Annotated in this window: 11 protein-coding genes; 6 read left to right on the top strand and 5 right to left on the bottom strand. The window is 66.8% G+C overall.

The annotated features are described in order from the left end of the window. Positions 1-42: 42 nt before the first annotated feature. From HZY97_RS08295 to HZY97_RS08310, 4 genes are all read left to right on the top strand, one after another. A complete protein-coding gene (locus HZY97_RS08295) occupies positions 43-489 on the top strand; it encodes a hypothetical protein (protein ID WP_180142464.1) in 447 nt (148 codons plus the stop codon). Between the two features lie 2 nt (positions 490-491). Continuing rightward, positions 492-1,019 (top strand): hypothetical protein, encoded by a 528-nt coding sequence (locus tag HZY97_RS08300; protein ID WP_180142466.1) that lies wholly within the window; start codon positions 492-494, stop codon positions 1,017-1,019. Beyond that, positions 1,019-1,687 carry an AprI/Inh family metalloprotease inhibitor gene (locus HZY97_RS08305; RefSeq protein WP_180142468.1) on the top strand — a complete coding sequence of 223 codons (669 nt, stop codon included), beginning with the start codon at positions 1,019-1,021 and terminating at the stop codon, positions 1,685-1,687. Before HZY97_RS08300 ends, HZY97_RS08305 begins: the two co-directional genes overlap by 1 nt. Positions 1,688-1,853: 166 nt before the next feature. After that, positions 1,854-4,451, top strand: a complete 2,598-nt coding sequence (locus HZY97_RS08310; protein WP_180142470.1) for a YadA-like family protein — start codon at positions 1,854-1,856, stop codon at positions 4,449-4,451. Between the two features lie 62 nt (positions 4,452-4,513). Here HZY97_RS08310 and HZY97_RS08315 read toward each other — a convergent pair whose 3' ends face one another. The 5 genes from HZY97_RS08315 to HZY97_RS08335 are packed head-to-tail and all read right to left on the bottom strand — an operon-like array spanning position 4,514 to position 11,718. Then, positions 4,514-5,455, bottom strand: coding sequence for an alpha/beta hydrolase (locus HZY97_RS08315; protein WP_180142472.1), 942 nt, complete (start codon positions 5,453-5,455; stop codon positions 4,514-4,516). Between the two features lies 1 nt (position 5,456). Further along, entirely contained in the window at positions 5,457-6,569 is a 1,113-nt protein-coding gene (locus HZY97_RS08320; RefSeq protein WP_218942970.1) for a hypothetical protein, read from the bottom strand. Next, positions 6,566-7,690: a hypothetical protein gene (locus HZY97_RS08325; RefSeq protein WP_180142474.1), complete on the bottom strand. Its 1,125-nt coding sequence runs from the start codon at positions 7,688-7,690 to the stop codon at positions 6,566-6,568. Before HZY97_RS08325 ends, HZY97_RS08320 begins: the two co-directional genes overlap by 4 nt. An 18-nt stretch (positions 7,691-7,708) precedes the next feature. Then, entirely contained in the window at positions 7,709-10,627 is a 2,919-nt protein-coding gene (locus tag HZY97_RS08330; RefSeq protein ID WP_180142476.1) for a glycosyl hydrolase 115 family protein, read from the bottom strand. Between the two features lie 38 nt (positions 10,628-10,665). Next, the gene (locus HZY97_RS08335; RefSeq protein WP_180142478.1) at positions 10,666-11,718 is read right to left on the bottom strand and encodes a family 43 glycosylhydrolase; all 1,053 of its coding nucleotides are present in this window, start codon (positions 11,716-11,718) and stop codon (positions 10,666-10,668) included. Between the two features lie 109 nt (positions 11,719-11,827). On the opposite strand from HZY97_RS08335, the gene HZY97_RS08340 reads away from it, so the two are divergent. Then, positions 11,828-12,877, top strand: a complete 1,050-nt coding sequence (locus HZY97_RS08340; protein WP_180142481.1) for a family 43 glycosylhydrolase — start codon at positions 11,828-11,830, stop codon at positions 12,875-12,877. Positions 12,878-12,969: 92 nt separating this feature from the next. Next, positions 12,970-13,701: a FadR/GntR family transcriptional regulator gene (locus HZY97_RS08345; protein ID WP_257214961.1), complete on the top strand. Its 732-nt coding sequence runs from the start codon at positions 12,970-12,972 to the stop codon at positions 13,699-13,701. The last annotated feature ends 50 nt before the right edge of the window (positions 13,702-13,751 follow it).

Consider the following 13,751-nt stretch of genomic DNA (forward strand, 5'->3'; position numbering starts at 1 on the left):
GAAGCCGGAGCGTCGATGCGCGGCCAAGCGGAGGGATGAAATATGTCGGTGCTGCGTCTCACATCTGCATGGCCGGTGGCGATGCTGGGCTTCCTCGCGATGCCGGCCAGCGCACAGGTAATTCTCCTCGATGGCAAGTCCACCATCGGCGCCGATTCTGCCTCGGGTCAGAGCATCCGCATCGTCTCGGTCAATCCGGGCAGCGCGCGGGTGTCGATCGACACCAATCCCGATGTCGCGCTTATCTGCGACGACAAGGCACCGAAGACGACCTGCTTCGCCTGGGTGAAGACCGGATCGGTGATCCGGGTGTCACTGCGCCGCCCGCCAAACGCGCGCACGCTGCCCGGCCAGGGTGTGGCGCCGAGCCCGGCGCAATGGGCACAGGATTGCGCGGGAACCACCGGGCCAGATTGCATCGTCAGGATGAATCAGGCGCGCACGGTATTCGTCGACTGGGCGGCCGGCGCCGCGAAGCGGGGGAAGTGATTATGAAGCGGGTCATCACAATCGCCGCGCTCCTCCTGGCTGGATGCGGCGGCAATGCCGGCTCGAACAGCGCCGCCACGGGCGATCCGGTGAAGCTGACGTCGGGCAGCAGCTGGGATGCTGCCGACGCCTGCGCATCGCTCGGGCGCGACAAGGCCGCAGCGGCGGGCGGCACGGCCGTCGCCGACGCCAAGCTCGACAAGATGTCAGCCGGCGGAAACGGGCTGGCGGTCGTTTCGATGTGCACCTTCACCTACGCCAATGGCGCGATGCTGACCGTTCTCACGCGCGAGGCACCGGACGACGACGCGTCGCCGGACGCGATCGAGAATGCCCGCACCGGCGGCGGGCTGACAGCGCCGGCGGATCCCGTGCCAAGGCTTGGCAAGGCGGCCTTCTGGAACAGCAAGACCCTGCAGGCGCAGATGTTCATCGACGATCGGCGCTATGTCGTGATCAATTTCTTCAAGCTGCCCGCGGGCGAGGATGCCAAGGCCCGCTCGCTCGCCGTCGCCAAGGCATTGCTGTGATGCGGCGGGCAGGCGCCGCGCTGGTCGCGCTGCTGCTCGTGATGGCAGCGCCGGCCTGGGCACAGTCGCAAGAGATCGTCGGCGACATGGCCGGCCCCTATCAAATCATCCCGACCGACGGCGGCGCGGCGTGCGGTATCCAGCTCACCGCCGAGCGCATCGGCGATGCCTGGCGTGCCCGCCCCGATCCGAACTGTGCCGCCCGCGTTCGCGCCAGCGCGGCGGTGGTCGCCTGGCGGCCGATGGACGGGATCGTCCTGCTCGATGCCAAGGGCGGGGCGGCGATGACCTTTGTCGAAGACGAAACCGCCCTGCCCAGCAGCCCCGATCTCCGGGCGCCCAAACATTATCTGGTGCCGCGGATCGCGGGTTATACGCGGATGCCGCGCCCTGCCGAGCTGGTCGGGCAATGGACACTGCGCAGCCGCGGGCGTGCGCCCTGCCTTATTACGCTCAAGGAGGCGCGCGTCGGGAACGGCAAGCCGAAGCGCACGATCGCGCTGGGCCAGGGCTGTGCCGGCAAACCGCTTCCCGGGCGCCTCACCGAATGGTCGATGGAGGACATGAAGATCATGCTCTGGGGCCCGGATGACATCATGCTTATGCTCAATCCGGTGGCCGACAACCGCTACATCGCCGAGCCCGGTGCCTGGGTGCTCTCCCGATAAATGCAGCCACACGCATAAATAGTTCGTCCGGCATGTCCGGTCTGCGCGGCGAATCTCGTTTCCTCAATCGACAACGGGAATGGCGCGACTGAGGGGCCGTCGGCGCGCAGGGCACAGAGATGCCGATCCTTCCCGAACCGTCACTGCAACGAAGAGGGAAAGATTCATGACGACCTTTGGGATCAAGAGCCGTACCGCGCTGCGCGGATTCGCCACCGTTTCGATGGGCGCGATCGCGATGATGCTCGCTACCGGCGAAGCACAGGCGCAGAACGTCCAATGCCGCGACGGCGCCGACAACCCCGTCGGAACGGTCGCGCCGGGCACCACCAATACCGTGGTCTGCGGCAATGCGACTGCGCAGGGCGTCTCCAACGTCGCGATCGGCTTCGGCGCGACCACGCAGGGCCCCGGCAACACCGCGGTGAACGCCGCGGTCGCAGTCGGATATTCGGCGGACGCCACCGGTGACACTGCGATCGCGATCGGCGCAGTCGCCGAGGCGCTGGCCGATGATTCGATGGCCGTGGGCTTCGGCGCGAGCGCCACCGGCAACGATTCGCTGGCGCTGGGCCTGGTCTCGCGCGCGAGCGGCGAATCCTCGGTCGCGGTCGGCTCGACCAGCCTCGCCGCGGGCACCGAAAGCATCGCAATCGGCAAACTGGCGACGGCGAACGGCGCCTTCTCGATCGTGATGGGATCGGGCGCGAACTCTGCGCAGGGCGACAACATCATCCTCGGCCGCGACGCCACCGGCACCGACTATGGCTCGATCGCGATCGGCTATAATTCGCAGGCGGGCAACCAGGCGCTGTCGGTGGGCTTCATCTCCGCCGCGACCGGTAGCCAGGCGTCGGCGTTCGGCCTCGCCGCCGTTGCCAGCGGCAACTACTCCACCGCACTCGGGTCGGGCACCACGGCATCGGCGGAGGGCGGAGTCGCACTCGGCTATGGCGCGACCAGCTCGGGCGCCAGCGCCGTCTCGCTCGGCACCTTCCTCGGCGGCAACTACACCACCGCCGCCGGCGTAAACAGCGTCGCACTCGGCGCGGGCAGCAACTCGACCGGTACCGGATCGGTCGTGGTCGGCGCCGGCGCCACCACCAACGACCAGGATTCGATGGCGCTCGGCTACAATGCCGTGGCCAACAGCTTCAATTCGACCACGGTCGGCTCGGGATCGCATTCGGGCCAGGCGGCGACTGCGCTCGGCCAGAATGCCAACGCCGCCGGTCAGGGCAGCACCGCGCTCGGCCTCGCGGCGACCACCAGCGGCCAGTTCGGTGTCGCGGTGGGCTTCACCTCCTCGGCATCTGGCGCACGTACGGTCGCGGTCGGCCTTAACGCCACGGCGTCGGGCGTCCAGTCGGTGGCGATCGGCGGGCAGAGCGGCGGCGGTACCAGTACGCTCGCATCAGGAGCGCGCAGCATCGCCGCCGGCTCAACTGCATCTGCCACGGCGAACGACAGCGTCGCGCTGGGCTATGCGGCGAGTGTCGTTGCGGACGGCGCGGTCGCGCTGGGCGCGAATTCGGTGGCCGACCGTACCAACACCGTGTCGGTGGGCGCGGTTGGCGTCGAGCGGCAGGTGACCAATGTCGCGGCGGGCACGCAGGCGACCGACGCGGTCAACTTCGCCCAGCTCACTGCGGTGCAGGGAACTGCCAACACCGCGCTCGCCAACGCGGCGACCGCGCAGGCCACGGCCACCAACGCGCTGGCCGCAGCGACGACCGGCGGCGCGACTGCCAACCAGGCGCTCCTCGCCGCCAATGCCGCGCAGGGCAGCGCGAACACCGCGATCGCCAATGCAGCGACGGCGCAGGGTACCGCCGATACCGCACTCGCCAACGCGGCAACCGCACAGGGGACCGCCAACACCGCCCTGGTCAACGCAGCGGCGGCGCAGACCACCGCCAATACCGCGGCGGCGAACGGTGCCTATTTCCGCACCAACATGAGCGGGCCCGGGCCGCAGGCGACCGGCGCCAACTCGATCGCCGTGGGCAGCAATTCCGTGGCAGGCGGCGAATCGTCGGTGGCGATCGGCAACGGTGCGCGGGCGGTGACGGGCCAATCGGTCTCGATCGGCGCGGGCAATGTTGCGAGCGGCAACGGCGCGGTGGCGATCGGCGATCCCAACACCGCCACCGGCCAGGGTGCGGTGGCAATGGGCCGCAACAACACCGCGACCGGCCAGGGTGCAGTCGCGCTGGGCAATGCCAGCACGGCCAATGGCGCATCGGCAATTGCACTGGGCGATGGCGCGAATGCCGGCGCGGCAGGCAGCGTCGCGATCGGCCAGGGTGCGGTGGCGACGCGCGCCGGCCAGGTCGCGCTGGGCTCGGGCACGTCGACCTACACCATGTCCGGCATCAACTCGTCGGCGAGCAAGGCGGCCCAGTCGGGTGCGCTGAGCCTGGTGACCAGCGACGCCGCCGGCAATCTGGCCACCTCGTCGATCGACCTGACCGAGATCGGTACGCTCGGCACCCGGATGACCAATGCCGAGGGACGGATCGATCTCAACGCCCGTCGCGCCAATGGCGGCATCGCCGCCGCGATGGCGCTGGCCGGTACGACGATCCCCGGCGACATGAAGGTCGCGGTCTCGTTCAACCTCTCGACCTATCGCGGCGAGCAGGGCTTTTCGGGAGCTGCCGTCGCCAAGGTCGATGACCATGTCTGGGTGAGCGGCGGCTTCGCCGGCTCGACCGTCAAGGGATCGACCGGCGGCCGGGTGGGCATGACCTTCGGCTGGTAAAACCCTGGGCAAATCGCGGCCGCGCTCGTTCGTCACGAGCGCGGCCGTTTTGCGTCATCCTCTCACAATCCGTGATTGCGTGCGAACCGCTCGAACAGGCCCGGCCAGGGATGATCCCTGCCCGCTTCCCTGAGCGGCAGGCCATGGCCACCCTTCTCGAATATGTGCAGCTCGGACGGGATTTTCGCGGCCTGCAACGCGGCGAACATCGCCAGGCTGTTGGCGGGGCTGACCACCGGATCGTCCGCGGCACAGGCGACGAAGGTCGGCGGCATGTCGGACATCAGGCGGTTCTCCGCGGAGAAGCGGGCGATCCGCTCCGGAGTCACATCGCCGCCCAGCAGTTCGCGCTTGGAATCCCCATGTGCGGCGGGCTCGGTCAGGGTGATGACGGGGAAGAACAGACCCGCGACGGTCGGGCGCGCGGAGTGCGCGTCGGCGTCGTCAACGGGTTCATAGGTCTTCAACGCCGACCGGCTGGCGAGCCGCGCAGTGAGATGACCGCCCGCCGAGAACCCCATCGCAGCGACCCTCGCCGGATCGATCCGCCACTTCTCGGCGCCCGACCGGATAAGCCGCATCGCGCGCTGCGCATCCTGGAGCGAGACGTCGGGCCCCGCTGCCCAGCGATCGTGCGGCAGGCGATAGAGCAGCTCGAATACAGTGTAGCCGCGCGCCGCGAACGCCCGCGAAATCCCCGATCCCTCGCGCCCCACCGCGACGCGGACATAGCCGCCGCCGGGGACATAGAGGATCGCGCCGCCATTGGGCTGCGCGGCCGGCACAACGTTGAGCATCGGCGTCGCGACATGCGTCCAGGCGATGTCGTCCGCCGGACCATTTGCCGAGCGCCGGACCGTCGTGTCGCGCACGCTGAGCCCCTCCCCGCCCGGCGGCGAGCCCGGCCAGATCGGAAACCGCTCGATCGGTGCGGCCGATGCTGCGTGGGGCGCCGCCGCGACTGCAACGGAGCCGGCGAGCAGCGTTCTGCGGCTGAGGTCCATGCTATTTCTGCAGTGCCTTGAAATCGTCGATATACGCGTAGTTGAACGCCGCGCTGCCATCGGGGTTCGGCTGGATCGTGCGCCCGGCGAAGACGCTGTTCAGCAGCCAGGGCGTGGTGTTCTCACCGAAATTGCGGCTCATCGAACTGGCCTGCTTGAAGCCGTAGGTGGCCACCGCCAGGCGCCCCGAAGCCCGGAAGATCGCCATCTGATCACGCAGATAATGTTTATGGTCCTCGAACCACGGGCTCGCAGCGAGGAATGCGTCCCATTCGGGCTTGGGGAAAGGCGTCTCCAGCGCGGCCTTGATGACCTGCCAGTTCTTCGCACCCTGCGGCAGATGGTACTTCGCCACGAAGCCAGCCGAAGCCGGGGTCTTCATATGCTGCTCCCACCAGCGGACGATCGAGAATTCGGTGGAGATGAACTTCTGGTCCGGCCGCATCCGCGCGGTCACATAGTCGACGAAGACCTTGGATCCCTCGATGTCGGGCAGATGCGGGTGGATATCGACGCCATCGATCTCGGGCGTCGCCTTGACGAACGCCATCCAGCGCTCGGTCGAGGGCGTCCGGTTGATCTCGAGGTCGAGCCGGTTGAGCGCGCCCATGTACAGGTGCGTCCTGCACCCGCTCGCGCAGTGCGCCTTGCGGTACGCAATGACGCGATTGGCCAGCGCCTCGTAATAGACGTTGAGGTCGAGGTCGCGATCTTCGCGGCGGCTCTCGATATAGGGCTCGTTGCCGATCACGAGCATGTCGATCTTGCCCATCACCAGCGGCAGCACCTGATCGAGCCATGCAGTCTCGCGCGCCATCTCGGCGCTGCCCGGCGCGGGGAAGTCGCGCATGTTGCGCGGAAACTTCAGCGACAGGATCGTCTTGTAGCGCGCGCCGACCTTGAGGATCGTCTGGACCGCGCCATGCTCGGCCGCGGGGATGCGATCGAGCTCCGGCATGGTCAGGAACAGCCGCACCCAGTGCGCGCCGGCCTTGTCGAGATCGCGAGAATCCACGTCCTCGAAATGCTCGTTATAATTGGCGCCCAGCGCGCCCTGCGCATGCGCCGCGGGAATGCCTAGTAGCGCGACGCATGCGGTCATAAGCTTTTTCATTGCTTTTGCAGTGCCTTGAAGTCGTCGATCCAGGCGTAGTTGAACGCCGCGCTGCCGTCGGGATTCCGCTTGGCGCTGCGCCGGACGACGACGCTGTTCAACTGCCAGGCAGCCGCACCCGGGGTGAGCTTGTCCGCCGGCGCCAGCCCTTGCGGAAAGGCGATGGTCGCGACCGCGAGGCGGCCGGTATCCCGGAAAACCTGCATCTGGTTCGCGACGAAATGCTTGCGGTTCTCGAGCCACGGGCTCTGCGACAGGAACTCGTCCCACTGCGCCTTCGAGAAGGGCGTCTCCAGCGACGCCTTTACGATCTGCCAGTTCTGCGCGTTGCGCGGCGCGCCATATTTGTCGGCAAAGGCCCTGGGAATCTCGCCGCGCATGTTCAGCTCCCAAGTCTTCACCAGCGAGAAGTCGGTCACGACGAACTTCTGCTCCGGGCGCATGCGGGGCAGTATATATTTCAGATAGGCCTTGGAATCATCGACTTCGGCGATGTGGGTCTGGATCGCCACGCCGTCGATTTCAGGGGTCGCCTTCACGAAGTTCATCCAGCGATCGACCGTCTTGCCCCGCTCGGCAGGCATTTCCAGCCGGATGAGCGCGCCCATGTAGAGGCGCGTCTTGCAGGTCGCCGCGCAATTCTTCGCGCGGTGCGCGATCACATGCTTCGCGATCGCTTCGTAATAGGCGTTGAAGCTGTCATCGCGGTTCTTCTCGGGGACCTCGAGAAAGGGATCGTTGCCGATGACCAGCACATCGACCTTGCCGGTCACCAGCGCCAGCACCGAATCGAGCCGTGCGACGTCCTTCAGATAGGCATCGCTACCCACCTGCGGCGGGATCGTCCCGACATAGCCGAGCTTGAGCGACAGGACGGTGCTGTATCCGCGCTCGGAGACTTCGAGCACCTTGTTGAGAACGGCGTTGCTGCCGACGCCCTTGTCGAGCTGCGGCAAGGGCAGCGACATCCGCACCCATTTCGCGCCCGATTTTTCGAGGTCGCGATAGTCCAGTTCGCCGACCTGGTCGTTGAAACTGGCGCCGAGCGCGCCTTGGGCGTGCGCGCTGGGTGCAGTGGCGGCGCCGAGCAATGCGGCGGCGATCGTTAGAAGCTTCAACATCTTGCCTCCCCCTTTTTGTTATTTCGCGATGGTCTCCGGCGGCGCGAGATAGGCCGTGGCGAGCCCGCCCAGGTCAAAGACCAGCGAGTCGAGCACCACGCCCGGATCGAGCGCATAGACGCGCAGGCGATGCTCGCCCGCGGTCAGCGCCGGCCAGTCGGTGACCGACGTGATGGCATTGCGCTGCACGCCATCGTCCCAGTCGCGCTTGGCCTCGGCATCGACGATCTGGAGCGGGCCGCCGTCGATAGAGACCGCGTAGCGCAGCTTGTTCTCGGCATTGAGCGCGAAGCTGGGCATCAGCGTCGTGCGCAGCTTGGCGGCACCCGCGGTGCTCACCCGGAAGCGATATTCGGCATAGGGCGCCTTGGCGGGTTCGGCGGCGCTGGGCAGCTCGACGCTGCTCTGCAGCGCCTGCCCCGAACGGCCGAGGCCCGGCATCGCCTGCCAGCCGAGCCCGCCGACGGGCTGCAGCTTGGCATAGCGCTGCGCCGAGAAGGCGATCACACCATTATCCTCGACCAGCATGCCCCTGGGCGCAGCGACGTTGCGCGCCTCAATCGCGATACTGCGGCTGGCGCCGGCGGCGGAGACGGTCAAGGTGCCCGTCGCGGTCTCGCCCGCCCTCAGCTTGCGCCAGTCGATCGAGACCCAGAGCCGCTGGTCGCCGCCCGGCTGCGCTTCGCGCTCGATCTTGATCCAGGGCGCGGAGCCGGTCGCTGCGATATCGAGCGATCCGGTGCCGGTGTTGAACGCGTCGATGAAGTGGCGCGCATCGGTTGCGCGCTCAAACCGCGGAAGCCGGTCGTTCGACGCGCCGGGATTGCGCCAGCGCTGGACCCGCAGATGCGTATCCGCGGCATCCGCAGCCTCGGCCGGGCGCTCGGCCCAGGCGTCGATCGATCCCTCGACCGCGACGCCCAAGCCGGGCGTGGCGGAAGGCGTCACGCGGGTCAGCGGCGGCATGTTGAATACCGATTGCATCCGCGGCTCGTCGCTCATGAAATGCGTCCATTGCCCGCCGCCGACTGCGTTATACGCCTCGGTCGCCTGCTTGGTGCGCTTGAACGCGTCGATCGCGGCATCGGCCTGGAGGTTGGCGCTCGCCCGTCCTTGGTGGGCATAGAGGAAGCTGCGATCGGCGCTGAGCATCTTGATGTTCATCATCGCGCTGCCGCGCACCGGATAGAGCACCAGGTGATAGAAGCCGTCGCGCTTCTCCGCCGGCAGCGCCGCCGCGATCGCTTCGGCACGCTTGTCGAGATCGCGGAACTCGGCGGTACGCTTGCCGGCCTCATCGCCGTACGCGACCGGCGAGAATTCGGTCGGGCGCGGCGCGGTCTCGGCGTCGTTCCAGCCCATATGCTCGGGCTTCCGGGCATAGTTGAGCCGGTAATAGTCGCCGAGCAGCGCCGCGATCGCGTCCGCCTGCTCCGCACCGAAATTCTCGGCCGCCCAATGCTTCAGCCAGCCCTGCTGCCCGAGCTTCGCGGTGCCGTCATAATCATAAGCAAGGTCGAAGAAGTAGTTCAGGCCCTTCTCGCCGGGCTTGATGTCGCCGACATTGACGACCCACAGGCGCCGGGAATTGGTGGCATAGGCCTTGCCCATCTCCTCGCCGATCAGCGCCGGCGGGGTGGTGTCGAGCCACAGATAGTCGTTGGGCACGCCCCAATAGGAGATGTGGTAATAGACGCCGCCGCCGCCCGGGCGCTGCTGCTCCGCCTTGGTCGAGAGCTGGCGGATATAGCCGTAATTGTCGTCGACCCAGGCGAGCGTCACATCCTCGGGCACCTTCATGCCCTTGCGGTAGATGTCGAGCACCTCCTTGTAGGGCACGAAGATCTGCGGGACCTTGGTGGGATCCATCCTCACTTCGCTGAACAGCCCGCGCTGGTCACTCACCACCCTTTCGAGCAGCCGCACGCCATCGAAGCCCTTGTTCATCTCCGCCGGGCTGTCGTGGATGCCGCGCATGCCGACGGTGTAGACATTCTCATACTGGTGATTGGCCTTCACCCGGTCGCGCCAGTATTCGAGGATGTTCTTGCCGTTCTTGGCGTAGTTGAACTCACCGCGCTGCTCGAAATTCCATTCGGCGACATTGTCGCGCAGCATCGGCTCGGCGTGGCTGGCGCCCATCACGATCGCATAGCGATCCGCCATCTCGGCATTGCCCGGTACCTGGTTGAAAGCCGAGCTGACCTTGTGCATCGCCGGCCACAGGAAGTTGGCGCGCAGGCGCAGCAGCAGCTCGAAGACATGGGCATAGGTCGTCGGACCCATGTCGCCGGTCGGATCGATCTGCGTCGCCCAGGGGCGGATCGACCAGTCCTCGTCGTTGATGAACAGGCCGCGATAGCGGACCGAGGGCGAACCCTGGACGAAGGCGCTGCCGGCAAGGCTCAGCCGGTCGCGCTTGGTCGGCGCGACATTGGCCCACCACACCCAGGGCGAGACGCCGATCTGCTCGGAAAGATGGAAGATACCGTACGCGGTGCCGCGCCGGTCCGCGCCCGCGATGACCAGCGCGCGGGCGACGCCGGGCGCCGGGTTCTCGACCATGGCGATCGTGTAGGCCTCGCTCTGCCCAGCGACCTTGTCGACCGCGATCCGCTTGTCCGCGATCAGCTTGTCGATCAGCGGCGATCCGCCGATCGTGCCCGCCAGGATCGCCAGCTTGCCGCGCGGCGCTTCCTGCGAGACCTGCGGCTTCACGCCCGAGACCTTCTCGACATCGCCGGCAAAGGCGCGCGCGGCGATCTCGACCACCGGGGCGTCGCCCGCGCTGATGAAGATCGTCGGCGCCGCACCGTTGGCGACCAGGTCGAAGCCCGGAGCGGACGCGGGCGCCTGCTGCGCCAGCGCTTCCGCCGGGGCCAGGCCGGGAACGGTCGCGGCGAGGCTGAGCGCAGCCAGGATGCGGACAAGGGCCAATTTACTCTCCTGTTTATCGTTGGGGCGCGTGGCCAGGCTTATTTCAGATACGGGCCCCTGGCGTTCCAGCCGATCTCGGTGGCGGCCAGCGTCCAGCTCTTGCCGCGGTCATTATTGCCCTGGAAGAACAGGAAGGTGCGGTTGCCGTACTGGAAGATGCCGGGATGGCCGGATTCCGACGCGTTCCAGCTCCCCTTCGGGCCATTGGCGAGGAACGGCTTGTCCGACAGCCGCTTCCATTTCACCCCGTCGGTGCTCACCGCAACGCCGATCTGCTGCGGCTCGTTGTTATAGCCGCCAGCGTAGAACATGTAGAGCTTGTTGCCGCGGCGGATGACGCTCGGCGCCTCGATGCAGCTGCGCTCCCAGGCGAGCTCGGGCTCGAGGATCGACTTGTCGTTGTTGAGGTTCGTGAAGTCGCCCTTGGTGAACTTCGAGTTCAGCGGCGCGCTGGCGACGCCGACCTTCTGCACCTTAAATTCGGGGTCGCGCGTGGCGTAATAGAGCATCAACCGGTTGCCCATCACGAACGCATCCGCATCGATCGCGCGGCCGACGCTCCACTTGGCGGTGGCGGGATCGGGATGGAAGACCGGGTTGCCGGGATCGCGCTCGAAGACGATGCCGTCTGACGACCAGGCATGGTTGATCGCGTCGCGCGGGCCGTTGCCATAGGTCTGGTAGAACAAATGGACCTTGCCGCCGATCACGACCGCGCCGGGTGCGGCGATGCCATTGCTCTCTGCCTGCTGCTTCGGAAGGATCTCGCCGACCTTGGTCCAGCTCTTAAGGTCGCGGCTCTCGGCGATGCCGATCGCCAGGCCCTTGGGGAAGTCCTTCACGCCCACCGGATTCTCGCGCGGGGCGGGCGCGGTGTAGTACATCAGGAAGCGGCCGCCGAAGCGGATGACGGTAGGATCCTTGGCCCAGGGCGTGCCCAGCCGGCTTGAGTCCGAATATTTCGCGACCAGCCTGGCCTCTTTCACCGGCGCATCCTGCTGCGAAATTGCCGTGATCGGGAACGCCAGCACGCCGGCCGCGAGCCCTGCGCCCGCCAGGAAAATCTGCGCTCGGCGCTTTTCGGTGCTCATCCGGTCCCCTCCTTGTTTTGGTCAGGCCAATATAGTAACATTTATCTGACCAATCTAGCCAGAAATACGCGTTGGCGGCGAATTGGCCAAGCTTGAGGGGGAGATTTGGATGTCGCGTTGGTTTTTGGGTGGCCTCGCCGCCGCCTTGCTGGCCGGAGGCACCGCGGTTGCGCAGCAGTGGCCGGTGGAAACGCCACCGGGCGCGCCGGTGATTCCTTATGAGGATCCGGCCAAGGCGTACCTCTTCGCGCACATGACCAGCGAGCATTACGGCGTACTCTATTATTCGGTCAGCCTCGACGGGCTGCACTGGCGCCGGCTGAACGGCGGCGAGCCGGTGTTCCCCGACTATCACGGCCATCCTTCGATCGCGCGCGCGCCGGACGGGCGCTACATTCTGGCGGGCAACAAGAGCGACAGCGACAATCTGATCCGCTTCTGGAGCTCTCCGGACCTCATCCACTGGGCGCCCTATGGCACGGTGCAGCCCGATCTCTCGCACGTCCGCGGCTTCCCCAACCCCTTGCCGCGACTGGGCGCCCCGAAGCTGTTCTTCGACAAGCTCTCGGGCAAGTTCCTGGTGACCTGGCACACGCCCAACGTGCCCTGGGTCAAGGAGGATCCGGAGCGGCTCTGGGCCAGCCAGCGCACACTCTACATGACGTCGCGCGATCTCAAGACCTTCGACGGACCGCCCAAGCTGCTGTTCGACTGGGACATCGCGACGATCGACACGTTCATCGTGCCCGGCGACGACGGCAAGGGCTATTGCGCGATCGTCAAGGACGAGCGCTATCCCTCGTATAACTGGACCACGGGCAAGGCCGTGCGAGTCAGTTGCGCGCCGTCGCTGCTCGGCCCCTATCCGATGCCGGGCGCCTCCATCAGCCCCAATTTCCGCGAGGCGCCGACGCTGATCCGCGCGCCCGGCGGCAAGGACTGGCTGATGTATTATGAGCAATATGCCGGGGTGAGCTACGGCGTATCCAAGGCGCCGCGGCTCGAGGGACCGTGGTTCCAGATGCAGGGCAATAGTGGCGTGGAGCGGTGGAACCGCTTCTCGATGCCGGCCGGCACGCGCCACGGCTCGATGCTGGAGATCAGCCGCAAAGAATATGACGCGATCCTCGCCGCCTTCCCCGAAGCGCGGAAGCCCTGAGCATGAACATGCGCGCACAGCCGCTGGATGCTCCCATGGCCCGGCGCCCGAGCACTGGTTTCGCGGGATTGTCGGACCGGGGAGAGGGACGCATGCAACTGGGGCACAACCTCACCTTCGGGCTGGTCCATGCGATCGGCGGGGCGATCGCCGGCGGGCATTATGACGACAAGCCCTTCCCCACTGAGGCCGAACTGGTCGAGCAATATGGCACCAGCCTCTCGGTGACGCGCGAGGCGGTGAAGATGCTCACCGCCAAGGGGCTGCTCGCCAGCCGCCCGCGCCAGGGCACCTATGTCCAGCCGATTTCGGCCTGGAGCCTGCTCGATACTGACGTCCTTCGCTGGCTGCTCCAACGGCGTCACGCTGCTGAGGTGCTCCGCCAGTTCAACCAGCTCCGCGCCGCGATCGAGCCGACCGCGGCGGAGTTCGCGGCGCGCTTCGCCTGGCCCCGCGACGTCCGCCGCATCTCGGAAGCGTTCGAGCGTATCGCGCAATGCGAAGCCGATCAGGAAGATCCGCTAGAGCCGCAAATCGCCTTCCACGCCGCGATCCTCCACGCCTCGCGCAACCCGTTCTACGCGCAGCTTCAGGATGCGGTCGGCACCGCGCTGAGCCTGTCGAACCGCATCCTGCGGCGGTCGAACAATGGCGCGCTGGATCTCGGCGCCTATTCGGCTGTGCGCACTGCGATCGCGGGCGGAGATTGGGAAGGCGCGCGCGATTCCATGCACGCCATCGTCGCCGCCGGAATCGAGATTCTCGGCGATTCCGGCCTGGAAAGCGCATCTCCCCGTTCTGACGGAGAGCATCCCGCCTCGTAGCGGGACGCCCGATTTTCTACGCGACATGAAGCACTTGGCGGGAATCTGGC

Origin of the sequence: Sphingomonas sp. R-74633, assembly GCF_013416555.1 — a bacterium.
GTDB lineage: Bacteria > Pseudomonadota > Alphaproteobacteria > Sphingomonadales > Sphingomonadaceae > Sphingomonas.

Excerpts from the sequence above, each read along its gene's own strand:
- HZY97_RS08295 (WP_180142464.1), top strand. The coding sequence starts at position 43 with ATGTCGGTGCTGCGTCTCACATCTGCATGGCCGGTGGCGATGCTGGGC.
- HZY97_RS08300 (WP_180142466.1), top strand. The coding sequence starts at position 492 with ATGAAGCGGGTCATCACAATCGCCGCGCTCCTCCTGGCTGGATGCGGC.
- HZY97_RS08305 (WP_180142468.1), top strand. The coding sequence starts at position 1,019 with ATGCGGCGGGCAGGCGCCGCGCTGGTCGCGCTGCTGCTCGTGATGGCA.
- HZY97_RS08310 (WP_180142470.1), top strand. The coding sequence starts at position 1,854 with ATGACGACCTTTGGGATCAAGAGCCGTACCGCGCTGCGCGGATTCGCC.
- HZY97_RS08315 (WP_180142472.1), bottom strand. The coding sequence starts at position 5,455 with ATGGACCTCAGCCGCAGAACGCTGCTCGCCGGCTCCGTTGCAGTCGCG.
- HZY97_RS08320 (WP_218942970.1), bottom strand. The coding sequence starts at position 6,569 with ATGAAAAAGCTTATGACCGCATGCGTCGCGCTACTAGGCATTCCCGCG.
- HZY97_RS08325 (WP_180142474.1), bottom strand. The coding sequence starts at position 7,690 with ATGTTGAAGCTTCTAACGATCGCCGCCGCATTGCTCGGCGCCGCCACT.
- HZY97_RS08335 (WP_180142478.1), bottom strand. The coding sequence starts at position 11,718 with ATGAGCACCGAAAAGCGCCGAGCGCAGATTTTCCTGGCGGGCGCAGGG.
- HZY97_RS08340 (WP_180142481.1), top strand. The coding sequence starts at position 11,828 with ATGTCGCGTTGGTTTTTGGGTGGCCTCGCCGCCGCCTTGCTGGCCGGA.
- HZY97_RS08345 (WP_257214961.1), top strand. The coding sequence starts at position 12,970 with ATGCAACTGGGGCACAACCTCACCTTCGGGCTGGTCCATGCGATCGGC.